At 68.2% G+C, this 22,375-nt stretch carries 23 protein-coding genes; 10 read left to right on the forward strand and 13 right to left on the reverse strand.

Going from position 1 to position 22,375, the window contains the following annotated elements; genetic code table 11:
• Positions 1 to 15: 15 nt before the first annotated feature.
• Positions 16 to 1,257 (forward strand): magnesium/cobalt transporter CorA, encoded by a 1,242-nt coding sequence (gene corA, locus ACYQ1H_RS09240; RefSeq protein WP_460027757.1) that lies wholly within the window; start codon positions 16 to 18, stop codon positions 1,255 to 1,257.
• A gap of 291 nt (positions 1,258 to 1,548) precedes the next feature.
• On the opposite strand, the gene ACYQ1H_RS09245 is transcribed toward corA, so the two are convergent.
• The 9 genes from ACYQ1H_RS09245 to ACYQ1H_RS09285 form a co-directional block, all read right to left on the reverse strand.
• On the reverse strand, positions 1,549 to 2,802 hold the full coding sequence (locus tag ACYQ1H_RS09245; protein WP_460027758.1) for a class I SAM-dependent methyltransferase: 1,254 nt from the start codon (positions 2,800 to 2,802) through the stop codon (positions 1,549 to 1,551).
• Entirely contained in the window at positions 2,799 to 3,578 is a 780-nt protein-coding gene (locus ACYQ1H_RS09250) for a DUF1365 domain-containing protein (protein WP_460027759.1), read from the reverse strand. The genes ACYQ1H_RS09245 and ACYQ1H_RS09250 overlap by 4 nt, the downstream gene beginning before the upstream one ends.
• Positions 3,579 to 3,665: 87 nt before the next feature.
• A complete protein-coding gene (locus ACYQ1H_RS09255; protein ID WP_460027760.1) occupies positions 3,666 to 4,910 on the reverse strand; it encodes an NAD(P)/FAD-dependent oxidoreductase in 1,245 nt (414 codons plus the stop codon).
• Positions 4,907 to 5,902 (reverse strand): acyl-CoA desaturase, encoded by a 996-nt coding sequence (locus tag ACYQ1H_RS09260; RefSeq protein ID WP_460027761.1) that lies wholly within the window; start codon positions 5,900 to 5,902, stop codon positions 4,907 to 4,909. Before ACYQ1H_RS09260 ends, ACYQ1H_RS09255 begins: the two co-directional genes overlap by 4 nt.
• A complete protein-coding gene (locus tag ACYQ1H_RS09265; RefSeq protein WP_460027762.1) occupies positions 5,896 to 6,423 on the reverse strand; it encodes a lipocalin family protein in 528 nt (175 codons plus the stop codon). The genes ACYQ1H_RS09260 and ACYQ1H_RS09265 overlap by 7 nt, the downstream gene beginning before the upstream one ends.
• A 15-nt stretch (positions 6,424 to 6,438) precedes the next feature.
• Positions 6,439 to 7,083: a DUF6134 family protein gene (locus ACYQ1H_RS09270; protein WP_460027763.1), complete on the reverse strand. Its 645-nt coding sequence runs from the start codon at positions 7,081 to 7,083 to the stop codon at positions 6,439 to 6,441.
• Positions 7,080 to 7,868, reverse strand: coding sequence for a DUF1295 domain-containing protein (locus tag ACYQ1H_RS09275; RefSeq protein WP_460027764.1), 789 nt, complete (start codon positions 7,866 to 7,868; stop codon positions 7,080 to 7,082). The genes ACYQ1H_RS09270 and ACYQ1H_RS09275 overlap by 4 nt, the downstream gene beginning before the upstream one ends.
• Positions 7,861 to 8,412: a DUF2878 domain-containing protein gene (locus tag ACYQ1H_RS09280; RefSeq protein ID WP_460027765.1), complete on the reverse strand. Its 552-nt coding sequence runs from the start codon at positions 8,410 to 8,412 to the stop codon at positions 7,861 to 7,863. Before ACYQ1H_RS09280 ends, ACYQ1H_RS09275 begins: the two co-directional genes overlap by 8 nt.
• 12 nt (positions 8,413 to 8,424) lie before the next feature.
• Positions 8,425 to 9,477 (reverse strand): SAM-dependent methyltransferase, encoded by a 1,053-nt coding sequence (locus ACYQ1H_RS09285; RefSeq protein WP_460027766.1) that lies wholly within the window; start codon positions 9,475 to 9,477, stop codon positions 8,425 to 8,427.
• 234 nt (positions 9,478 to 9,711) lie between these two features.
• Here ACYQ1H_RS09285 and ACYQ1H_RS09290 point away from each other — a divergent pair, with 234 nt between their 5' ends.
• Positions 9,712 to 10,842, forward strand: coding sequence for a calcium:cation antiporter (locus ACYQ1H_RS09290; protein WP_460027767.1), 1,131 nt, complete (start codon positions 9,712 to 9,714; stop codon positions 10,840 to 10,842).
• Between the two features lie 7 nt (positions 10,843 to 10,849).
• Here ACYQ1H_RS09290 and ACYQ1H_RS09295 read toward each other — a convergent pair whose 3' ends face one another.
• The 4 genes from ACYQ1H_RS09295 to ACYQ1H_RS09310 are packed head-to-tail and all read right to left on the reverse strand — an operon-like array spanning position 10,850 to position 14,925.
• Positions 10,850 to 11,155: a hypothetical protein gene (locus ACYQ1H_RS09295; protein ID WP_460027768.1), complete on the reverse strand. Its 306-nt coding sequence runs from the start codon at positions 11,153 to 11,155 to the stop codon at positions 10,850 to 10,852.
• Positions 11,156 to 11,198: 43 nt separating this feature from the next.
• The gene (locus ACYQ1H_RS09300; RefSeq protein ID WP_460027769.1) at positions 11,199 to 13,115 is read right to left on the reverse strand and encodes an ATP-binding cassette domain-containing protein; all 1,917 of its coding nucleotides are present in this window, start codon (positions 13,113 to 13,115) and stop codon (positions 11,199 to 11,201) included.
• Between the two features lie 37 nt (positions 13,116 to 13,152).
• A complete protein-coding gene (locus tag ACYQ1H_RS09305; RefSeq protein WP_460027770.1) occupies positions 13,153 to 13,602 on the reverse strand; it encodes a DUF2845 domain-containing protein in 450 nt (149 codons plus the stop codon).
• 18 nt (positions 13,603 to 13,620) lie between these two features.
• Complete coding sequence (locus tag ACYQ1H_RS09310; protein WP_460027771.1) at positions 13,621 to 14,925, reverse strand: citrate synthase; 1,305 nt, start codon at positions 14,923 to 14,925, stop codon at positions 13,621 to 13,623.
• A gap of 213 nt (positions 14,926 to 15,138) precedes the next feature.
• Here ACYQ1H_RS09310 and truA point away from each other — a divergent pair, with 213 nt between their 5' ends.
• The 8 genes from truA to ACYQ1H_RS09350 are packed head-to-tail and all read left to right on the forward strand — an operon-like array spanning position 15,139 to position 22,372.
• Positions 15,139 to 15,987 carry a tRNA pseudouridine(38-40) synthase TruA gene (gene truA / locus ACYQ1H_RS09315; RefSeq protein WP_460027772.1) on the forward strand — a complete coding sequence of 283 codons (849 nt, stop codon included), beginning with the start codon at positions 15,139 to 15,141 and terminating at the stop codon, positions 15,985 to 15,987.
• The gene (locus tag ACYQ1H_RS09320; RefSeq protein ID WP_460027773.1) at positions 15,950 to 16,609 is read left to right on the forward strand and encodes a phosphoribosylanthranilate isomerase; all 660 of its coding nucleotides are present in this window, start codon (positions 15,950 to 15,952) and stop codon (positions 16,607 to 16,609) included. The genes truA and ACYQ1H_RS09320 overlap by 38 nt, the downstream gene beginning before the upstream one ends.
• Complete coding sequence (gene trpB, locus ACYQ1H_RS09325) at positions 16,590 to 17,804, forward strand: tryptophan synthase subunit beta (RefSeq protein ID WP_460027774.1); 1,215 nt, start codon at positions 16,590 to 16,592, stop codon at positions 17,802 to 17,804. The genes ACYQ1H_RS09320 and trpB overlap by 20 nt, the downstream gene beginning before the upstream one ends.
• Positions 17,801 to 18,619 carry a tryptophan synthase subunit alpha gene (gene trpA / locus ACYQ1H_RS09330; RefSeq protein ID WP_460027775.1) on the forward strand — a complete coding sequence of 273 codons (819 nt, stop codon included), beginning with the start codon at positions 17,801 to 17,803 and terminating at the stop codon, positions 18,617 to 18,619. Before trpB ends, trpA begins: the two co-directional genes overlap by 4 nt.
• Before the next feature lie 16 nt (positions 18,620 to 18,635).
• The gene (accD, locus tag ACYQ1H_RS09335) at positions 18,636 to 19,544 is read left to right on the forward strand and encodes an acetyl-CoA carboxylase, carboxyltransferase subunit beta (protein ID WP_460027776.1); all 909 of its coding nucleotides are present in this window, start codon (positions 18,636 to 18,638) and stop codon (positions 19,542 to 19,544) included.
• Between the two features lie 26 nt (positions 19,545 to 19,570).
• Positions 19,571 to 20,845, forward strand: a complete 1,275-nt coding sequence (folC, locus tag ACYQ1H_RS09340) for a bifunctional tetrahydrofolate synthase/dihydrofolate synthase (protein ID WP_460027777.1) — start codon at positions 19,571 to 19,573, stop codon at positions 20,843 to 20,845.
• Between the two features lie 5 nt (positions 20,846 to 20,850).
• Positions 20,851 to 21,810, forward strand: a complete 960-nt coding sequence (locus ACYQ1H_RS09345; RefSeq protein WP_460027778.1) for an SPOR domain-containing protein — start codon at positions 20,851 to 20,853, stop codon at positions 21,808 to 21,810.
• A 46-nt stretch (positions 21,811 to 21,856) separates the two neighbouring features.
• Positions 21,857 to 22,372, forward strand: a complete 516-nt coding sequence (locus tag ACYQ1H_RS09350; RefSeq protein WP_460027784.1) for a CvpA family protein — start codon at positions 21,857 to 21,859, stop codon at positions 22,370 to 22,372.
• Positions 22,373 to 22,375: the final 3 nt, after the last annotated feature.

Raw genomic sequence — 22,375 nt, forward strand, 5'->3', positions numbered from 1 at the left:
TGTCAAGTCGCACCGATGCCGGGCGCCTTGCTGATCCCGGCGCCGCCGATCCCCTATGATGGCCGCGAGGCGCAACCGGCAGCTTGGGAGAGAGGCAAGGGCATGAAGATTCGGCAACAGAAGACGGACCGCGCCAGCGCGCGGCAGGGACGCTGGTTCGGCAAGGCCTGTGGCGGCGCGGGCACGCCGGCACTGGGGCTGGGACTTCCCGAGGTGCCGGCGGCGCCCGAATCCGTGGTCGGCGCACCGGTACCGGCCGGGTCGCCGCGCATCACCTGCGTCGATTTCTGCGAGCAGCGGGCCGAACGCCGCGACATCGATGACCTGCCGGGCTTCGTCGGGACGCATCGGCCGGACTGGTCCAAGGTTCGCTGGATCAACGTCGCCGGCGGCAATTGCGAGGATGTCCTGGCCCTGTTCGCGCAGAAATACAGCCTGCACCCCCTGGCGGTGGAGGACATTCTCACCGGCAGCCAGCGGCCCAAGGTGGAGGATTACCCGGCCTCGGCCGAGGCGCCCGGGCGCCTGTTCATCGTCGCGCGGCTGGCCGATCTCCAGGACGGCGCGCTGCGCACGGATCAGGTCAACCTGTTTCTCGGCCGCAGCACCCTGCTGACCTTCCAGGAGCACGCCAACGGCGTCTTCGAGCCGATCTACCGGCGGCTGGAATACGCCGGTTCGCGGCTGCGCGCCAACGACGCCAGCTTCCTCTGCTATGCGCTGCTGGACGCCATCGTCGACAGCTATTTTCCGGTGCTGGAGCACTACTCCGCCTGCATCGAGGCGATCGAGGAGGAACTGCTCGACGAGCCGCGCCAGTTCATGCTGCAGAAGGCGCATGCCGTGAAGCGCGGCCTGCTCCTGCTGCGGCGCTCCATCTGGCCGATGCGCGAGCTGATCGCCCAGTTGCAGCGCGAGCGCCACGAATGCCTGTCGGACAACACCCTGACCTATTTCCGCGATGTCTATGACCATTGCGTGCAGATCCTCGATCTCAACGAGACCTACCACGAGATCGCGACGGCACTGACGGAAACCTACATGTCGGTGGTCTCCAACCACATGAACGAGGTGGTCAAGGTGCTGACCATCATCAGCACCATCTTCATCCCGCTGACCTTCATTGCCGGGGTCTACGGCATGAACATGCCGATCCCGGAGAACGCCTGGGAATGGAGCTATCCGGTGTTCTGGGTGATCTGCCTGCTGATCGCCGCCGGCATGCTGACGCTGTTCCGCCGCCGGGGGTGGCTCTGATTTTCCCGGCCGGCCAGTCCCTCTTCAGATTCAGGCATCGGCCGGCCTGTTTCCGGGCCGGCTGGCCAGGGACAGCGGCAGCTTGACCCGTTGCACCCGGCGATGGGTGTCGGTCCTGGCGAAGAGGGTGGGCAGGTGGCGGCGGACGCCGAGGTGAGCACGCTTGACGGCTTCCCCCACAGGGATGGGGAACCCTCCCAGGCCGCACTGGTGCGGGGTGCCGGGCGTTGCCCCGGTTTCCTGCCCGTGCCGCCCGTTGCCGAATCCGCCAGCAAGCCGGAGGCGACGGGGTCAGCCGCGATACAGCGGCCTGGCCATCAGCAGGTGCACATCGCCCAGGGCGCGCTCGAGGTAGCCGCCCTCGCAGTAGGCGAGATAGAACTCCCAGAGCCGGATGAAGGCCTCGGAATGGCCCTGGGCGCGCACGGCGTCGAGTCGGGCCAGGAAGGCTTCCCGCCAGCGGCGCAGGGTGGTGGCGTAATGCGGGCCGATGTCGTCGAGCTGGATGAGTTGCAGGTCGGAGGCGCGGGTGGCGGCACCGACCAGGGCGGTGATGGCCGGGATGCAGGAGCCGGGGAAGATGTAGCGCTTGATGAAGTCGACCTCGTCGCGCGCCCGGCGGTAGTGCCGGTCGTTGATGGTGATGGCCTGCACCAGCATCAGCCCCTCGGGCTTCAGCAGCGCCGCGCACTGGCGGAAGAAGGTCGGGTAGTAGTGGTGGCCGACCGCCTCGATCATCTCGATGGAGACCAGCTTGTCGTACTGGCCGCGCAGCTGGCGGTAGTCCTGCCTGAGCAGGGTGATGCGGTCCTCCAGCCCGGCCGCGCGGATGCGCTCGGCGGCGAGCCGGTGCTGGTTCTCGGAGATGGTGGTGGTGGTGACATGGCAGCCGTAGCGGCTGGCGGCGTGCAGGGCGAAGCCGCCCCAGCCGGTGCCGATCTCGATCACCCGGTCGGAGGGTTTCAGATCCAGCCGCTGGCAGATGCGATCCAGCTTAGCGACCTGGGCTTCCTGCAGGGTCATGTCGGACCGCTCGAACAGCGCGCAGGAGTACATCAGCGTGTCGTCGAGGAACAGCTTGAAAAACGCGTTGCCGAGGTCGTAGTGGGCGGCGATGTTGCGCTGGCTGCCGGCCTCGGTGTTGCGGTTCCAGGCGTGCAGCAGCTTGCGCAGCGGTGCCGCCACCAGCGACAGGCCGCCGTCCAGCCCGTCCAGCACGTGGCGGTTGCGCACCATGATCCGTACCAGGCCGACCAGGTCGGAGCAGCGCCAGGCATCGGCCATGTAGCCCTCCGCCGCGCCGACGCTGCCGCCGAAGACGGTGTTGCCGTAGAACGCGGGGTGACGGATGTCGATGCGCACCGGGACGGGAAACGCCTCGGTGACGCGGCCGAAGCGCAGGGATTCGCCGTGGTCGGCGAGAACGATTTCGCCGGCTTCGAGCCGGGCCAGCTGGCGATGCAGCAGCCGGGCCGCCCAGCGGTTGAGGACGCCGGCCGAGCGGGTGGGAATGGCGGGGGTCGCGAGCGCGATCGAAGGCTTCATCGGTTGACTCCGGGTTGACCGGGCGAGGATTCGCCAGGGTGATCGTAAACAGGGATGCGTTTCCATTGGAGCCGGGCCGCCTGCCAGTAGATGCCGGCGACGACCTGCGCCGTCATCAGCGGATGGCGGATCAGCGCCCCGGCCAGTTCGGCGCCGGAAAGCTCGCGCCGTTGCAGGTCCAGGGTGGCGTCGAACAGCTTGGTGCCATGCCGGTCCAGCCGCATGTGGACATTCAGCTTGTCGCCCGGTTCGCCGAAGCGCCAGTCGTAGTCGATGTCCATGGGCATGAACGGCGAGACGTGGAAATCCTTGGCGAAGCGCCAGCGGTGATGCCGGCCCCGGGGCTCGTCCCGTTCGGGCGTCAGCACATAGGCGCGGCGCTCGTTCCAGGGGGTGTTGGTGATCTCGGCGAGCAGGGTTTCCACCCGGGTGTCGGCCGCGTCGAAGCAGTAATAGAAGCTGACCGGGTTGAACACGTAGCCGAAGTAGCGGAGGTGGGTCAGCAGGCGGATCGGCCCGGCCGGGCGGCGGCCGGTTTCCTGCTCCACCCGGTCGCGCACGGCGGTGTCCAGCGGGATGGCCGGGTCGCCCAGGTAATCGGCGCGGCGGAACCAGGCGAGGTTGGGCCGGCCGACCGACCACAGCCAGCGGTCCTGGAACACCGTGTCCAGTTCGGCCAGGTCCAGGTATGGCATGAACAGCCGGTAGCGGAATTGGTGGGGTCGCGGCAGAAAGCGGCGATGGCGGACCCAGCCGGTGTAGAGGGCGCTATGCATGGCTCAGGGCTGCCGGGCCGGCGATGTCATGCGGCCATCCCCCTGGGAGGGGGAGAACCGTGAGGGGCAGGCCTTTCCCGTGGCGCATCAGCGGTTGCCATCGACCTGGGCGGCGACGCGCAACCCGCTCTTCACCCCGTCCTCGTGGAAGCCGAAGCCCCAGTAGGCGCCGGCGTAGTAGGTGCGGTTGACGCCGCTGATCTCGCCGTGGCGCGCCTGGGCGGCGACGCCGGCCGGCGTGTAGGCCGGGTGATGGTAGGTCAGGCGCCGGAGGATGCGGGCGGGGTCGATGCGCTCGCCGTCGTTGAGACTGACGCAGAAGGTCTCGGGCGCGTCCAGCCCCTGCAGGATGTTCATGTTGTAGGTGACAGCGACGCGATCCCGTGCCGCGCGCGGGATGTGGTAGTTCCAGGCGGCCCAGGCCAGTTTGGCCCGCGGCAGCACCGAGGCGTCGGTGTGCAGGATGGCTTCGTTCTCCTGGTAGGGGATGGCGCCGAGCAGTTCCCGTTCCACCGCGGTCGGGCGCTCCAGCAGAGCCAGGGCCTGGTCGCTGTGGCAGGCCAGGACCACGGCGTCGAAGCGCGCCTCGGCGCCGGTGGCGGTGCGCAGCGTCACGCCGTCGGCATCGCGGGCGATGCGGGCCACCGGCATGGCCCGGTGGATGCGCTCGCGGAACGGCGCGGTCAGCGGATCGACATAGCTGCGCGAGCCGCCCCGGATCACCCGCCACTGTGGTCGCCGGTCGACACTCAGCATGCCGTGATTGTGGAAGAAACGGATGAAGTAGCGGGCCGGGAAGTTGAGCATGTCGCCGGGCGCGGCCGACCAGATCGCGGCGCCCATGGGGATGATGTAATGCTCGCGGAACTCGCGCCGGTAGCCGTTGGCGCTCAGATAGTCGCCCAGCCGGGTGTCGTCATCGCCGGTCTCCAGGAACCCGCGCGCCTCGCGGTTGAAGCGCAGGATGTCCCGGATCATGCCGTGGAAGCTTGGCGAGAACAGGTTGCGGCGCTGGGCGAACAGCGTGTTCAGCGTGGTGCCGTTGTATTCCAGTCCGGTCTTTTCGCAGCGCACGCTGAAACTCATCGAGCTGGGCTGGGAGGCCACGCCCAGCTCGTCCATCAGGGCGATAAAGTTGGGGTAGGTCCAGTCGTTGAAGACGATGAAGCCGGTGTCGATGGCCCAGTGCCGGCCGCCCAGTTCGATGTCATGGGTGTGGGTGTGGCCGCCGACGTGGTCGTTGGCCTCGAACACCGTGATCTCGTGACGGGGGTGCAGTTTGTGCGCGGCGGTCAGGCCGGCGATGCCGGTGCCGACGATGGCGAGTCTCATGATGCCGCCCCCGTGCGGATGCGCCGGCCGTCCCGAACATGGGCGGGCAGGGGCTGGAGATCCCAGACCAGGCCCAGGCTGGCCATCAGCCGCAGGGCGTACCAGGTCGGGTCGATCTCCCACCAGTAGAAGCCCTGGCGCACCGTGGCCGGATAGTGGTGATGGTTGTTGTGCCAGCCTTCGCCCAGTGTAAGCAGTGCCAGCAAGGCATTGTTGCGGCTGTCGTCGCGGGTGGCGTAGCGGCGCCTGCCCCAGACATGGGCCAGCGAGTTGACCGTGAAGGTGGCGTGGTAGAGCAGGATGGTCGAGACGACGAAACCCCAGACCAGCAGCTGCCAGCCGTTGGTGTCCCAGTGGGGCCACCGCCAGGCCAGCAGCTCGCCCAGACCGAACAGGGCCAGGGCCATGAGGATGGGCACCAGGCTGTCGTAGCGGTCGAGGAAGCGCAGCTCGGGGAACGATAGCCAGTCGCGGATCAGTTCGGCGCGGGTACGGAAATTGACCCGGCACAGGAACCAGCCCATATGGCTCCACAGGAAGCCGCGCTGCCGGGGCGAGTGCGCGTCCCCGGGCTTGTCGGAGTGCACATGATGGTGGCGATGATGCGCCGCCCACCACAGCGGCCCGCGCTGCGCCGCCGCGGCACCCACCAGGGCGAACAGGAACTGTACCGGCCGCGAGGTGCGGAAGGCCCGATGCGAGAAGTAGCGGTGGTAGAAGCCCGTGATGGCGAACATGCGCAGCACGTACAGGCCCGCCGCCACCGCCACCGCCACCGGGCTGACGCCGACCCAGAACACGGCCAGGCAGGCCAGGTGCAGGGCGGCGAAGGGCACGGTGCGCAGCCAGTCGATGCGGTCATTCTGGCCGTCGTCGGGCAGCGCTCCCGCTTCGTTGTCGATCCACCGCCGCAGGGTGATGCGCCAGCCTTGCGCAGGCGCGGCCAGGGGGGCGGGGGGGCGGGATGCCGGGGGCGTGTCGGGCGTTACCATTGCTGCGGAACCTTGCGGATTTGGCCGATGTTATAGCCTTCGCGACCCAGCAGATCGAGCAATTTCCGGTAGTCGGCCTCGGGGATGCTCGGCGTGCGGGCCATGATCCAGACATAATCGCGCGCCTCGCGGCCGATGATGGTCTGGGTATAGCCGGGATCCAGGTAGACGATGCGGAAATCCGACTTGAAGGGCCAGACGAAGCGCATGCCCCAGACGGCATTGCTGCTCCTGTCCAGCACGAAGCCGGTGGGCTGGTAGCGTTTCAGCGGGCCGTCGAAGCTGTCCTGGCGGTAGGTGAAGGTGGTGGCGATGGTGCCATCCGGATTCAGCCGGTAGGACTCCACGGCATTGTGCGCGCCTTTCTCGATGAAGGTGGGAATGTTGGCGATCACGTACCAGTCGCCCATGAAGCGCGGCAGATCCACCTTGGACGCCAGGGTGATGGGGGGATGCGCCGGCGAGGAGCACCCGCCGAGGCCGAACAGGGCAACAAGGCCCGCGCCGATGTGTCGTTTCATGGTGTGTGTCCTGGTCTATTCGATGCGGTAGCGCAGGGTGCGACCGTTGTCGAGCCGCGAATCCAGCGCGACCCAGCGGCCGCCGTCGGCATACCAGAGGTCGATCTGGAATTTGCCGGCGTCGAGATGCCACTTGTCCGCGGCCACCGCCTGTCCGCGCACGGGCACGCTCTCGCGGCCCCGCGGCTGGATCCGGACCGGGGTGAACTCCCCGTTCTGCGGGTTGAGCAGGTGGCTTTGCCGCAGCATCAGCGGGTTCCAGTAGGCGAAGCTCATGATGCAGGCCGGCAGCTTTTCCGCCTGGTCGTCCTTGCGCAGCTCGAACCGGTCGCCTTGCGACTGGCCGCGCAGCGTCGTGCGCTCGCCGTTGTCGTCGGTCTGCGCCTCGATCGCGCCGAGACAGTCGCCCCGCCAGGTTTCGCGGGCCTGATGCTGGTAACGGTAGGCCTCGATCATGAGCAGCTTGACCGAGAAGCGCGCCTCGCTGCGCAGCTCGCGCATGGCCGGCGTCTCGTCGAGACTGAAACGGTGGTGGCCGACGCGGTCATCGTCCAGATAGACGGTGAAGTTCCAGTCGCGCTCCGCCGTCTGGGGCACGGCCCCGGCGGCGCCGGCGAGACCCAGCAGCGCGGCGGCCAGTGTGGCAATCGGCCAGTTCATGATGGCGTTCTCCCGGGTGGGCGCGGGACGAAGGCGCTGGTGTTGCGGATGTAGTCCCGGTAGGCCGGCCGCCGTTCGGCGATATCGGCCTCCAGCAGGGGGACGCCGGATACCTTGACCAGCAGGAAGGTGATCAGCAGGGGCGAGACGACGATCCACAGGGGCGCACCGGCGGCGACCGCGACGAGATAGAACCCCCACCACAGCAGCGTCTCGCCGAAATAGTTCGGATGCCGCGAATAGCGCCAGAGGCCGCTATCCAGAACGGCGTCATGGCCGCGCGGCCGTGCCCGGAAGCGGGCCATCTGCAGATCGGCGAGGCTCTCGATACACCAGCCGGCAAGGAACAGGGCAACGCCCAGCGCGTCGAGTCCACCCAGGGCGGCCGGCGATTTCATTGCCGGCAGGATCGGCCAGGCGATGACCCAGGCCAGCAGGGCCTGCAGGGCGAACACGATCACCAGGCTCTTGACGGCGTAATGCGGCTGGTTGCGGGCGCGGATCGCCTGGTAGCGGCGGTCCTCCGGCTGGCCCCAGTTGCGCCAGGTCAGGTAACCGCTGAGGCGCAGGCCCCAGAGGCTGACCAGCAGCAGCGTCAGGCTGGCCCTGGGGCCATTGGTAGGCAGGGGCGTCCACCACCACAGCAGCAGGGCGGCCAGGAAAAACCAGGACCAGACGCTGTCGACGATGCTGACATCGCGCTTGCGGAGGCTGAGCAGCCAGGTCAGGGTGGCCAGCGCCAGCATCAGCAACAGGCCCTGGCCGGCCAGATTCCAGTCAAACATGAGCTTTCTCCGGAGGATTTGCGCCGTTGCCCAGGCGTTCTGCCATGTGCAGCAGCAGCGGCATCAGCAGGGCCCAGCCCAGCCCGATGATGGCGAGCGACAGGCTGCGATCCGGCAGCTCCAGCGCCTGCAGGTGCTCGCCCGCGTACCAGGCCAGCGGCCCGCCAAGCAGGCCCAGCACGGCGGCCAGCAGATGGCGGCCCTGCAGCCAGCGCAGGGAGGCGTTGAAGGTGGTCGCGAACGCCAGCCACAGGGCCACGATCCAGACCGGGGGAAACTGTTCCAGCCCGTTGCCGTGGTAGCGCACCCAGCCGCCCTTGACCAGCAGCGTTTCCCAGGCGGCGCCGATGAAGCCGGTCGCCAGGATGATCCCGAACTCGCGGCCGGGATGCGGGCTGGCGGCAAGATGCAGTCCGCAGACCGCCAGCACCGCGATCACGCCCGCCAGGAAATGCCCGGCCCCGGCACCCATCACGCAGGCGAACCAGGCCAGCTGATAGAGGCCGAAATTGAGCGGCGGCGGAATCCTGTGCATGGCGGGCATCGGCAACCTCCCTCAGTCCGGTTGGGCGCTGCGGCGGAACAGATAGTGGCCGACCGGCCATTCCGTACCCTGGCGGTAGCCGAACAGTTCCGCGCAGGCCATGAAGAAGATGCGCCAGCGCACCCACCACAGCGGCGCCTGGCCGGGGCCGTAGGTGCTTTCCAGCAGGGGCCACAGCGCTTGCCGGTGGCGGTCCATGTTGGCCAGCCAGGCATTGGCGGTCTGCTCGTAGTGGCGGCCGCTCCATTGCCAGCGCTGTACCAGCTGCAGGGGGCTGTCGAGCTGCGTGGCCAGATCCCAGGAGGGCATCATGCCGCCGGAGAAGAAGTAGCGGCTCATCCAGTCCGACGCATCCTGGACCTCGAACCGATAGGGCAGGGCGCGGTGGCAGAACACATGCATGAAGAACCGGCCATCCGGTTTCAGCCAGCCGTCGATGCGTCCGAACAGCCGCGACCAGTTGCGCATGTGCTCGAACATTTCCACCGACACCACCCGGTCGAAGCGCCGCTCGGTGTCGAAATGGTTCATGTCGCAGGTGACGATTTCCAGATTGCTCAGTCCCGCCGCCTGCGCCCGGGCCAGGATGCTCTCGCGCTGGCTGTGCGAGTTGGAGACGCCGACGATCCGGCTGCGCGGGAACTGCTCCGCCATCCACAGGCTGAGCGAGCCCCAGCCACAGCCCAGTTCCAGGATGGCCTGGCCGTCGTGAAGATCCGCGTGCTCGGCGGTTTCGCGCAGGGCCGCCGCCTCTGCCTCGTCCAGGGTGCGCACCCCCGCCGGCCACAGGCAGCTGCTGTACTTCCGTCGCCGGCCCAGCACCGCCTCGAAAAAGGCGGCCGGCACCTCGTAGTGCTGCTCGTTGGCCTTGTCGGGCACCAGGGCGATCGGCGCCGCCGCCATGTCGCGGAGGAAATCCTGCACGTAGCGGTCGGCGGCGGCCGGGTTGTCCAGCGGCAATGCCGCCAGCCGCGAGCGCAGCAGTCGACGGATGCCCAGGCGGATGGCCCAGTCAGGCACGAGCCCGCGCTCGGTCAGGGAAATCAGGGTGGATGTCGGCGTCATGCAGTGTGTTCCTCGAAGTGACACCGGGTTAGTGTGCTCCGGGGACAAATGGTGCCCCAGGTCGGGTGAAATTCTGCTGCCTCCTCCCGGGTCCGCGCGATGGCGCTGACCCATGGGGCAGGTCGGGGACCTTGCCGATCCGGTCCGGGATTCGCCGGTATCGGCGAGCGCTCCGCGAGGGCTGGTTAAAATGAATCATCCCCCGCCGCCATCCTGGTCCGAATGCCTGTGAACGTGCTGATCCCCTGTCTGGCTTTTCCCTGGCGGCAAAAGTTTGCCACGCTGGCCTGGCTGGCCTGGCTGCTGATGACCGCCGTGCCGGGGCTTTTCGCCGGCACGGGGGCCGGCGTGTGCGTCGCCATCGAGGGCGCGGTGATCCTGCTGCTGATCCTCGGCTGCGTGTTCACGGTCGTGGAACATGCCGACGCCCTGGCGGAACGGCTGGGCGAACCCTACGGGACCCTGGTGCTGACGCTGTCGGCGACGGCGATCGAGGCGACGCTGCTGCTCAGCGTGATGCTGTCCGGGGAGCAGAACCCAACCCTGCTGCGCGACACGGTGTTCGCGACCCTGATGGTGGCGCTCAACGGACTGGTGGGGCTGGCGCTGACGGCCGGCGGCTGGCGGCATATCGAGCAGGCCTTCAACCTGCGCGGGGCGCTCGCCTTCCTGCACATCATCGCGCCGCTGTCGTTGCTGATCCTGGTGCTGCCGAACTTCACCCGCCAGACCCCCGGGCCGACGCTGGCGCCGGTGCAGGAGGCGTTCATGGGCATCCTCTGCGTGCTGGTCTATGCCGTGTTCCTGCGCCTGCAGGTCGGCCGCCACCGCTCGCATTTCGCCCATGTCGTCCATGACAGCCATGCGCTGGCGTCCGTGCCGGGCGGGCAGGACGGCGAGGCGGGCGAAGCCGGATCCCTGGCGGCCTCGCTGGGGGGGCTGTTGTTCGCGCTGCTGCCGATCATGCTGCTGTCGGAGCGGGTGGCGGCGATACTCGACTACGTGATCGAGGGCCTGCGCCTGCCGGCCGGCCTGGGCGGGCTGATCGTCACGGCGCTGGTGCTGTCGCCGGAGGGCATGGGCGCCCTGCGCGCGGCGGTCGGCAACCGGGTGCAGCGCGCCATCAACATCTGTCTGGGTTCGGCGCTGTCGACCATCGCGCTGACCATACCGACGGTGCTGATCGCCGCCGCCCTGCTGGGCCATGCGCTGGTGCTCGGCATCGATCAACTGGACGTCAGCCTGCTGTATGCCACCCTGATCGTCGCCTTCATCACCTTCGTCAGCGGCCGGGCCAACCTGCTGCAGGGCGTGGTGCACCTGATGATCTTCGCCGCCTACCTGTTCTTCATGTTCTTCCCCTAGGGGATGTTCAGCGCTCGTAGACGCCCTGGGGACCGTCGATCTCGATGGGCTGCATGCTGTCGTTGGGATTGGCCCGGAAGCCTTCGCCGTCGCAGGTCTGGTTGCCCGTGCGCCAGCCCTGGGCATATTCGCCGTCGTTCAGGTAGCGCGGGTCGTCGCGAACGAACGCGCCGGTCTTGTTGCTGGCCGTGGACGTGCCATTCTGGCAGCCATCCCGGTAACCGGCGGCATAGGCAGGCGAGGCGTTCTGCAGCAGCTGGTCCTGGCTGCATCCCGCGAACAGGACCAGGGCGAGAAGAGTGGTGCGGATCATGGCGGTTGCTCGGGTGGGGGACATGGGGGTGGAAGCGGCCGGTTCAGCCGGCGCCGCCTTCCTGCAGGGCCTCGAGCGCTTCCCAGCGGGCGTAGGCGGATTCCAGCCGGGCCTGTCTCTCGGCCGCCGCGGCCTGGGCCTGGGTGATGGCTTCCCGGGGCTGCTGGTAGAAGCCGGCCTGGGTCATGGTCTGGTTCATGGCGGCGATCTCGGTTTCCAGACGTTCGATGGTGGCGGGCAGCTCGGCCAGCTCCTTCTGCTCCTTGTAGCTGAGCCGGCGCGGCCTGGCGGGGGCCGGGGATGGCGGCGGTGCGGCGGTGCGGGGCTGTTCCGCCGCCGGGGCAGGGGATGGCGCGGGCTGGGCTAGCGCCGGTCGCTGGCGGACCCAGTCGTCATAGCCGCCGACGTATTCGTTGACGACGCCGTTGCCCTCGAAGGCCAGCACGCTGGTGACCAGGTTGTTGAGGAATGCCCGGTCATGGCTGACCACCAGCACGGTGCCGCTGTAGTCGATCAGCAGTTCCTCCAGCAGATCCAGGGTGTCGGCGTCGAGGTCGTTGGTGGGTTCGTCCAGCACCAGCAGGTTGGCGGGCTGGGTGAACAGCCGCGCCAGCAGCAGCCGGTTGCGCTCGCCGCCGGAGAGCGACTTGACCGGCTGGCGGGCGCGGTCCGGCGTGAACAGGAAATCCTGCAGGTAGCCGATGACATGGGTGTTGCGCCCGTTGACCGTGACCCGGTCGCTGCCCTCGGCGACGTTGTCGATGACCGAGGCCTCCTCGTCCAGCGCCGTGCGGTACTGGTCGAAGTAGGCGATCTGCAGGTTGGTGCCGAGCCTGATGGTTCCGGTGGTGGGCTGCAACTGGCCCAGCATCAGCCGCAGCAGCGTGGTCTTGCCGCAGCCGTTGGGACCGATGATGCCGACCTTGTCGCCGCGCAGGATGGTGGTGTTCAGCCCCTCGACGATGGGCCGGTCCGCATAGCGGAAACCAACTCCCTCGGCTTCGACCACCAGTTTGCCGGAGCGCTCGGCCTGCTGGATCTGCAGGTTCACCTGGCCGGCGCGGACGCGGCGCTCGCTGCGGGCCTCGCGCATTTCCTTGAGCCGCTTGACCCGGCCCATGTCGCGGGTGCGCCGGGCCTTGATGCCCTGACGGATCCAGGCCTCTTCCTGGGCCAGCTTCTTGTCGAATTCGGCGTTGGCCCTGGCTTCGGCCTCCAGCAGCTCCGCCTTGCGCCGCAGGTAGGTCGGATAGTCGCCGGGAAAATCGGTGAGCCGGCCGCGATCCAGCTCGATGATGCGGGTCGCCAGCCGCTGCAGGAACACGCGGTCATGGGTGATGAACACCAGGGTACCCGGCCAGCCGAGCAGGAATTCCTCCAGCCAGAGGATGGCCTCCAGGTCGAGATGGTTGGTCGGCTCGTCCAGCAGCAGGACGTCAGGCTGCGAGGCCAGCGCCCGTGCCAGCAGCACCCGCCGCTTGAGTCCGCCCGAGAGGGCGGCGACATCGTCGTCGATCGGCAGGCTCAGGCGGGTGAGCAGGTTCTCGACGGTCTTTTCCATGTCCCAGGCGCCGGCCGCCTCGATCACATGCTGGCATGCCTCCAGCTCCTGCAGGTTGGCCGCGCTCGGCTGGCCGGTCAGCTCATGGGTCAGGTGATGGTAGCGGCGGATGGCATCGCCGATTGCGCCGAGGCCGGCCGCGACTACGTCGAAGACGCTGCCGGCCGTTTCCAGCGGCACTTCCTGGTCAAGGCGGGCCACCCGGGCGCCGTCGGCATAGGCGAGATCGCCGTCGTCGGCGACGATCTGCCGGTCGATGAGCTTGAGCAGGGTCGATTTGCCGGTGCCGTTACGGCCGACCAGGGCGACCCGTTCGCCCTTTTCCAGCGAGAAGCCGATGCCGTCCAGCAGCGGGTGACCGTAGCCGAGATGGATGTTGTTGAGCGAAATGAGCGACATGGCGCGTGTCGGGCAAGCAGGGGAAAGGTATGGCGGTTCAGTGGCGCAGGTGCCACAGGGTTTCGATCCAGGCCAGCCGGCCGGCCTCGAAATGCAGCGCCTTGGGCACGCTGACATCGTCGTAGAACCAGACCTCGATGTCCACGGGCACGGAGTAGCTGATCGGCACCGGCGTGCAGACGGTTCTCGGCACGCTGGACGGGCTGCCCGCCGCTGATGCCGGGCCTGGCTTGGACGGCAGGGGCCGGGGTTCCATCACGGTCTGGCATTGCTGCTGGTAGACGGTCTGCAGGCGCCATTCGGTCTGGTGTTCCGCCGACGCCGGATCGCCGCAGAGCGATCGTACCTCATAGAAGCTGTGTCCCGGTTCGATCAGGCGGCCGTTGCAGCGCCAGGCCCAGGCCGTCGGGGCGCCGCCCAGCAGCAGAAGCAGGGCGGTGGCCAGTCGCGGCGGTGCGGTCGGTCGGCGCGGGATGGACGGGCGCACGGTGCCGGAGCGGATGCTTCAGCCTTCCGCGCGCACGCGCTGTCCCAGCGGCAGGTAGCTGCGCAGGGACGGGCCGACGTAGATCTGCCGGGGTCTCGCGATGCGCGTGCCGGGATCCTCGATCATTTCCTTCCAGTGCGCGATCCAGCCGGGCAGCCGGCCGAGCGCGAACAGGACGGTGAACATGTTGGTCGGGAATCCCATCGCCCGGTACAGCACCCCGGAATAGAAGTCGACGTTGGGATAGAGCTTGCGTTCGATGAAATAGGGGTCGGTCAGGGCCGCCTCCTCCAGTCCCTTGGCGATGTCGAAGATGGGGTCGCTGATGCCGAGCTGGTCGAGAATCTGGTCGCAGTATTTCTTCAGGATCGCCGCCCGCGGGTCGTAGCTCTTGTAGACGCGATGGCCGAAACCCATGAGCCGGAAGGGGTCGTTCCGGTCCTTGGCCTTCTCGATGTATTTCCGGTAGTGGCAGCCGTCCCGGGCGATGTCCTCCAGCATCTCGATGACCGACTGGTTGGCGCCGCCATGCAGCGGTCCCCACAGCGCGCAGACGCCGGCCGAGATGGAGGCGAACAGGTTGGCCTTGGACGAGCCGACCATGCGCACGGTCGAGGTCGAGCAGTTCTGCTCGTGGTCGGCGTGCAGGATGAACAGCACGTCCAGCGCCTTGCGCACGGTCTCGCTGGCGACGTAGTCACGCATCGGGGTGGTGAACATCATGTGCAGGAAGTTCGAGACGTAGTCGAGCTCCGGGCGGGTATAGGCGAAGGCCTCGCCCACCGAGCGCTTGTAGGCGAAGGCCGCCAGCACCCGGACCTTGGACAGCAGGCGGGTGATGGTCTGGCTGGCCTCCTTGGCGGTGGGGTTGGGCTTGAGCAGCTCCGGGTGATACACCGACAGCGAGCAGACCATCGACGACAGGATGGCCATGGGATGGGCATGTCCCGGATAGGAGGTGAAGAAGCTCTTCATGTCCTCGTGAATCAGGGAATGCAGCAGGATCTTGTCCTTGAACCGGGTGAATTCCTCCGCGGTCGGCAGCTCGCCGTGGATCAGCAGGTAGCTGACCTCCATGAAGGTGGATTTCTCGCACAGCTCGGCGATGTCGTAGCCCCGGTAGCGCAGGATGCCCTGATCGCCGTCGATGTAGGTGATGGCGGATTTGCAGGCACCGGTGTTGGCATAGCCGGGGTCGAGGGTGATGTAGCCGGACTCGGCCTGCAGCCGGGTGACGTCCACACCCTTCTCCTGCTCCGTGCCGATAACGACCGGCAATTCAACGATTTGCCCGTCCAGTTCGAGTTTTGCCGTGACAGCCATGAACCTTCACCTTGTGATTGCGTTGTATGCTTGGATGCACAGGAGTGTATCGGTAACCCCCCGGGCTTCGCCAGCGGCGGCCCCCGCCGCGCCGGGGAATGCCCGCGTCTCGCGATGCCCGGCGCAACGGCGGCAACCGTCCGCTTGTCCGGGAACGGGCAGTAGTCCGCCGACACCGTGATCCGGCTTTGATGAGGGAGCTTGCGAGTTTCGATGCGTATCGCGATGGGCGTGGAATACGACGGTTCCGGCTTTGCCGGCTGGCAATGGCAGCCCGGCCGGCGGACCGTGCAGGAGGAGCTGGAAAAGGCCCTGGGCCGGGTGGCCGACGAGCCGGTGCGGATCGTCTGCGCCGGGCGCACCGATGCCGGCGTGCATGCCACGGCGCAGGTGCTGCACTTCGATACCGGGGCGGCGCGCAGGCCCTATTCCTGGGTCATGGGCAGCAACTCGCGGCTGCCGCCGGATGTCCGCGTGCTCTGGGCCACGCCGGTTCCGGACGATTTCCATGCCCGCGCCAGCGCCATCGCCCGTCACTACCGCTACGTGATTCTCAACCGCGGCATGGCCTCCGCCCTGAGGCGGCGGCAGCTGACGACCGTGCATCTGCCGCTGGCGGTCGCGCCCATGCGGGAGGCGGCCGCGCATCTGCTCGGCGAGCACGATTTCTCCTCCTTCCGGGCGCAGGGCTGCCAGTCCCGCAGCCCCAACCGCTATCTGCACTTCATCCATGTCGAGCGTGAGGGCGATCGCATGCACATCGACATCTGTGCCAACGCCTTCCTGCATCACATGGTCCGCAACATCGCCGGGGTCCTGATCGATGTCGGCACCGGCCGGCAGCCGGCGGACTGGGCCCGGCAGGTGCTGGAGGCCCGCGACCGCGCCGCCGGCGGTGTGACGGCCCCGCCCGACGGGTTATACTTCGCCGGCATCCACTATCCCGCCGCTTTCGGCTTGCCGCGCCATCCCATCTTCGATCATCTGCCCGCCGATGCCCGGCGCTACAGCCCTGCCGAGTGCCGTGAAAATTCCATATCCCTGCCATCGAACTCGGGTTAAAATTTGCGGCCTGACGCGCCCCGGCGACGCCCTCAAGGCGGTCGAACTGGGCGTCGACGCGATCGGCCTGGTCTTCTATCCGCCCAGCCCCCGGCATGTCACCATCGAGCAGGCCCGTGCCATCGTTGCCGGCTTGCCACCGTTCGTGACCGTCGTCGGCCTGTTCGTGGACGAGTCCACCGCCAGCCTGCGCGAGGTGCTGGCGCAGGTGCGCATCGACGTGTTGCAGTTCCATGGCGACGAGGACCCGGCGCATTGCCGGGCGTTCGGCAGGCCCTGGATCAAGGCGCTGCGCATGAAGCCCGGCCTGGACCTGGCCGCAGCCATGGCGCCCTACGCGGGCGCCGGCGGCTTCCTGGTCGATGCCTGGCAGGCCGATGCGGCCGGCGGCACGGGGGCGACCTTCGACTGGCGCCGGCTGCCGGCGGAGCTGGCCCATCAGGTGATCCTGGCGGGCGGACTGACGCCGGACAACATCGGCGCCGCGCTCCGGTCGGTGCGGCCCTACGCGGTGGATGTCTCCAGCGGCGTCGAGGCCGGCAAGGGCATCAAGGATGCCGACAGGATGACGGCTTTCCTCAAGCATGTGCAGCGATTTGACTATGAGCGACTCAGCGACTGAACCCTACAACCTGCCGGACGAGCGTGGCCATTTCGGCCCCTATGGCGGCGTCTTCGTGGCCGAGACCCTGATGGAGCCCATCGAGGAGCTGCGCCTGGCCTACCAGCGCTACCTGCAGGACCCGGAATTCCTGGCCGAGCTGGACCGCGACCTCCAGCACTATGTCGGCCGGCCCTCGCCGGTCTATCACGCCGAGCGGCTTAGCCGTCATCTCGGCGGCGGGCAGATTTTCCTCAAGCGGGAGGATCTCAACCATACCGGCGCCCACAAGGTCAACAACACCATCGGCCAGGCCCTGCTGGCCAAGCGCATGGGCAAGACCCGCATCATCGCCGAGACGGGCGCCGGCCAGCATGGCGTGGCCACGGCGACGGTGGCGGCGCGGCTGGGCCTGGAGTGCATCGTCTACATGGGGGAGGTGGATGTCGCGCGGCAGGCGCCCAACGTCCTCCGCATGCGGCTGCTCGGCGCGCAGGTGGTGCCCGTGTCCTCCGGTTCCCGGACGCTCAAGGACGCTCTCAACGAGGCCATGCGCGACTGGGTGACCAATGTCGACAACACCTTCTACATCATCGGTACGGTGGCCGGTCCGCATCCGTATCCGGCCATGGTGCGCGATTTCCAGGCCATCATCGGCCGCGAGTCGCGGGAGCAGATGCTGCAGCAGACCGGCCGCCTGCCGGACGCGCTGGTGGCCTGCGTGGGTGGCGGCTCCAACGCCATCGGGCTGTTCCATCCCTTCATCGGTGACGCCGGCGTGCGCATGTACGGGGTCGAGGCGGCCGGCGACGGCATCGAGACCGGCCGCCATTCCGCACCTCTCAGCGCCGGCCGGCCGGGCGTGCTGCACGGCAACCGCACCTACCTGATGGAGGATGAGGACGGCGAGATCATCGAGACCCACTCGATCTCGGCCGGTCTCGACTACCCCGGCGTCGGTCCCGAGCATGCCTGGCTGAAGGACAGCGGCCGGGCCACCTACGTCAGCATCACCGACACCGAGGCGATGGAAGGTTTCCATACCCTGACGCGCATGGAGGGCATCATTCCCGCGCTGGAGTCCAGCCATGCCGTGGCCTACGCGATGAAGCTGGCGCCGACCCTCAGCCAGGATCAGCAGATTCTGGTCAACCTGTCCGGTCGCGGGGACAAGGACATCAACACCATTGCCGCTCGGGAGGGCATCGCGCTGTGAGTCGATTGACTGCCAAGTTCCAGGCCCTCGGCCAGGCTCGCCGCACGGCCCTGATTCCATTCATCACCGCGGGTGATCCGACCCCGGCGTTCACCGTTCCCGCCCTGCACGCGCTGGTCGAGGCCGGCGCCGACGTGCTCGAGATCGGCGTGCCGTTCTCCGATCCGATGGCCGACGGCCCGGTGATCCAGCGCGCCAGCGAGCGCGCCCTCGCGCACCACATGAGCCTGCGCAAGACCCTGGCCCTCGTCGGCGAGTTCCGCCAGCGCGACCAGGATACGCCGGTCGTCCTGATGGGCTACCTGAACCCGGTCGAGGCCATGGGCTATGCGGCGTTCGCCGAGCAGGCCAGCGCGGTCGGCGTCGACGGCGTGCTCACCGTCGACATGCCGCCCGAGGAGTCGTCCGAGCTGCTGGTCCTGCTGGAGCGGGCGGGCATCGATCCGATCTTCCTCCTGGCGCCCAACAGCACCGAGCAGCGCATACGCAAGATGGGGCAGCTGGGGCGCGGCTATCTCTACTACGTCGCCCTCAAGGGCGTGACCGGGGCCGCGCACCTGGATCTGGCCGATGTCGAGCGCAAGCTGGCCCAGATTCGCGGCCTGACGGACCTGCCCCTGGGCGTCGGCTTCGGTGTCAAGAACGCCGGGACGGCGGCCGCCATCGGCCGTTTCGCCGATGCGGTGGTGGTCGGCAGCGCCCTGGTCGGCAGGATCGAGGCGGCGGGCGAGGATGCCGGGCGAGCTTTGTCGGATATCGTCGAATTGATACGGTCCATGCGCGAGGCCCTGGACGCGGCCTCCGCGGGCGTCTGAGCGCGGAGAGAAAACCTTGAGCTGGTTCCACAAGCTAGTCCCGTCCAAGATCCGCACCGAGGCCTCCAGCAAGGGCGCCGTGCCCGAAGGGCTGTGGAGCAAGTGTCCGCACTGCAACGCCATCCTCTATCGCTCGGAGGTCGAGCGCAATCTTGCCGTCTGCGCCAAGTGCGGCCACCACATGCGCCTGAGCGCCCGCAAGCGCCTGCATGCCTTCCTTGACCCGGGCAACCGCATCGAACTGGCGGAGTCGCTGGTTTCCGTGGATGCGCTGAAGTTCAAGGACAGCAAGAAATACAAGGATCGCCTGAGCCAGGCGCAGAAGGCCACGGGCGAGAAGGATGCCCTCATCGTCGTGGCGGGCCAGCTGCTGGGCCGCCCGCTCGTGGCTGCCGCCTTCAACTTCGAGTTCATGGGCGGGTCCATGGGCTCCGTGGTCGGCGAGCGCTTCGTGCGCGGCGTCAACCACTGCATCGCCCAGCGCGCCCCCCTGGTGGCGTTCTCCGCCAGCGGCGGCGCCCGCATGCAGGAATCCCTGCTGTCGCTGTTCCAGATGGCCAAGACCAGTGCCGCCCTGGCGATGATGGCCAAGGCCGGCATTCCCTTCATCTCGGTCATGACCGACCCGACCATGGGCGGGGTATCGGCCAGCCTGGCGATGCTGGGCGACATCAACATCGGCGAGCCCGGCGCGCTGATCGGTTTCGCCGGTCCCCGCGTCATCGAGCAGACGGTGCGGGAAAAACTGCCGGAAGGCTTCCAGCGCAGCGAATTCCTGCTGGAGCACGGCGCGCTGGACATGATCGTGGATCGCCGGGAGCTGCGCGAGCGCATCGCCGGCCTGATCGACATGCTGCTGCCCGATGCCCGCCGGAGCCCGGAACCGGATCCGCATCTCATGCTGGGGTCCGGCGAAAGCCTCTGAAAGCCCCCTGGCGCAGACTGCGATCCATGCGTTTCGGCACGCTGGCCGAGTGGCTGGCCTGGCAGGAGAGCCTGCACCCCAAGGCCATTGACCTCGGACTGGGGCGTGTTTCCCGGGTTCTGGCCGGCATGGGGCTGCCGCCATCCCTGCCGTACACCATCAGCGTCGGCGGCACCAACGGCAAGGGCTCCTGCGTCGCGATGCTGGACAGCATCCTGCGCGCCGCCGGCTACCGGGTGGGCACCTACACCTCGCCGCACATCCTGCGCTACAACGAGCGCATCTGCATCGATGGCGCGCCGGTCGACGACGCCCGCATCATGCGGGCCTTCGAGCGGATCGAGGCAGCGCGGGGCGACACCTCCCTGAGTTTCTTCGAGTTCGGCACCCTGGCGGCCCTGGAGATTTTCAGCTCGGCCGGGCTGGATATCCAGATTCTGGAAGTGGGGCTGGGGGGACGGCTCGACGCGGTCAACATCGTCGACGCCCAGATTGCCCTGATCGCCAGCATCGACATCGATCATCAGGAATGGCTGGGCGATACCCGCGAGGCGATCGGTCGCGAGAAGGCCGGCATCTTCCGCCGCCAGCGGCCCGCCGTGCTCGGCGATCCCGACGCGCCGGCCTCGGTGCTGGCCGTGGCCGAGGAGAAGGGCGCCAGGCTTGCCCGGCAGGGTGTCGATTTCGGCTTTGCGCTGGAGGGCGACCGCTGGTCCTGGTGGGGCCATGGCGGCCGGCACGAGGGTTTGCCGCCGCCGGCCATACCCGGCGAGCATCAGTACCTGAATGCGGCGGCGGTGCTCCAGTGCCTGGCCCAGGCCCATGCGGCGCTCCCGGTGTCGCGGGACGCGCTCGAGCGGGGGCTGCGCGAGGTCCGGCTGGCGGGCCGGTTCCAGTATTTCCCGGGCGAGATACCGGTCCTGCTGGATGTCGCCCACAATCCGCAGTCGGTGCGGGTGCTGGCGGGGCATCTGCGCCGGCACTTCCCGGGGCGGCGCGTGCATGCCGTCTTCTCGGTCATGCGCGACAAGGATATCCCCGGCATACTGGCGCCGATACAGCCGCTCATCGATCACTGGTATCTGGCTCCCCTGAGCCTGTCGCGGGCCGCGACGCCTGAAGAGTTGACGGAAATCCTCCATAATGCCGGCATCGACCGGGTCGAGAGCGGCTTTGCCGATGCCGCCGTCGCCTGTCTGACGGCCAGGGCCCGGGCGGTGCCGGGAGATCTGTTGCTCGTCTTCGGTTCGTTTTTTCTGGTTTCTGACTATCTGGCACAGGTTGCCGGTCAAGGGGGTTGATGCCTATGGACGAACAATTGAAGCGCCGCCTGATCGGCGCGGCCCTGATCATGGGGCTGCTGGTGCTGGTGGTGCCCTACTTCTTCGAGGACAAGACACCCACCGACCCGGCCGCGCTGCCTAGGGCCCTGGAGGAGCGACCGCTGGAACTGCCCCGCGACGATCGTCCCGCCGCCACCGCCCCGGCCGCCGACGCCGGCGCGCCGGCGGCCACCGCGACATCTTCCCCGGCATCGCGCAAGCGCAAGTATGAGATCGTCCCGCTGGAGGAGGCGCCGCCGAAGCCGGCCAGAATCGAGCCCGCCGACGTCCCGCCGCCCGCCGCCGATGCCGAGGCGGACGCCTTGGCTGTGCCTGGCGACGAGGAGGCCGAGGCCGGCATCGCTGCGCCGCCCGCCGCTGTTCCGCCCGCCGCCCCGAGGTCTGCCGCGCCCGTGACCAGCCGGGCCGCCCCGGCACCCGCCGCCAGGAGCCCATTGCCCCGGCAGCCGGCGACCAGGGCCGAGGCAAGCCCCGCGCCGAGGCCGGCAAAACCGCCTGCTGCCGTCCCCAGCAAGGCCACTTCCGCCAAGCCTGCCACCGCGGACAAGACCGGCAAGCCTGCCGCGGCCGCGGACAGGAAACCGACCGCCCCGCCGGCTGCCGATGCCAGCCAGAAAACTGCCAGGAAGCCGGCTGCGGCCGCCAGCGCGCCGGCCCAGCCCCCGGCCGCCAAGCCGCCTGCCGCGGCCGCCCAGTACACGGTGCAGGCCGGCACGTTCGCCGACGAGTCCAATGCCCGCAAGCTCGCGGAAAAGCTGCGCAAGCGCAATCTGCCGGTGAATATCCATCCGGCCGACGGCGCCAACGGCAAGGTCTACCGGGTAACCGTCGGTCCCCGGCTGGATCGGGCCCGCGCCGAGCAGATCCAGAAGCAGTTGTCCACCGACGACGGCGTCCAGGGCGTCATTCTGCAGAGTCGCTGATGGGTGAGCGCCGTTCCTGCCCCGATGCCGGGTGCGGCTGCGCGTGATGCCGTTCAACTGGCTGGATGTCTTCATCGTTGTCGTCATCGGTCTCTCCGGGCTGGTGGGCATGGTGCGCGGGCTGGTGCGCGAGGTGCTGTCGCTGGCCTCCTGGGGGCTGGCCATCTGGGTCGGCGTCAGTTTCAACGGTATGGTGGCGGATACGCTGACCACCGCCATGCCCTCGCCCACGGCCAGAACGGCGGCGGCTTTCGGCATCCTGTTCATCCTTACCCTGCTGCTGGCGGGCATGGTGGGATTCCTGCTGACGCGCATGCTGGAAAGCACCGGCCTGTCCGGCATCGATCGCCTGGCGGGGCTCTTGTTCGGTCTCGCGCGCGGCGCCCTGGTGATCACGGTGTTGGTGTTCCTGGCGCGCTCCTCTCCCTTGCCCTGCGAGAACTGGTGGCGCCAGTCGCAGCTGATGCCCCTGTTCCAGTCGCTGGCGCTGTGGCTGGATACCCAGCTCCCGCCGGGACTGGTCTCGCGCCTCGACAGCAAGTTCGTTTTCCCGACCAAGTAGACA

The organism is Methyloparacoccus murrellii, assembly GCF_054657115.1.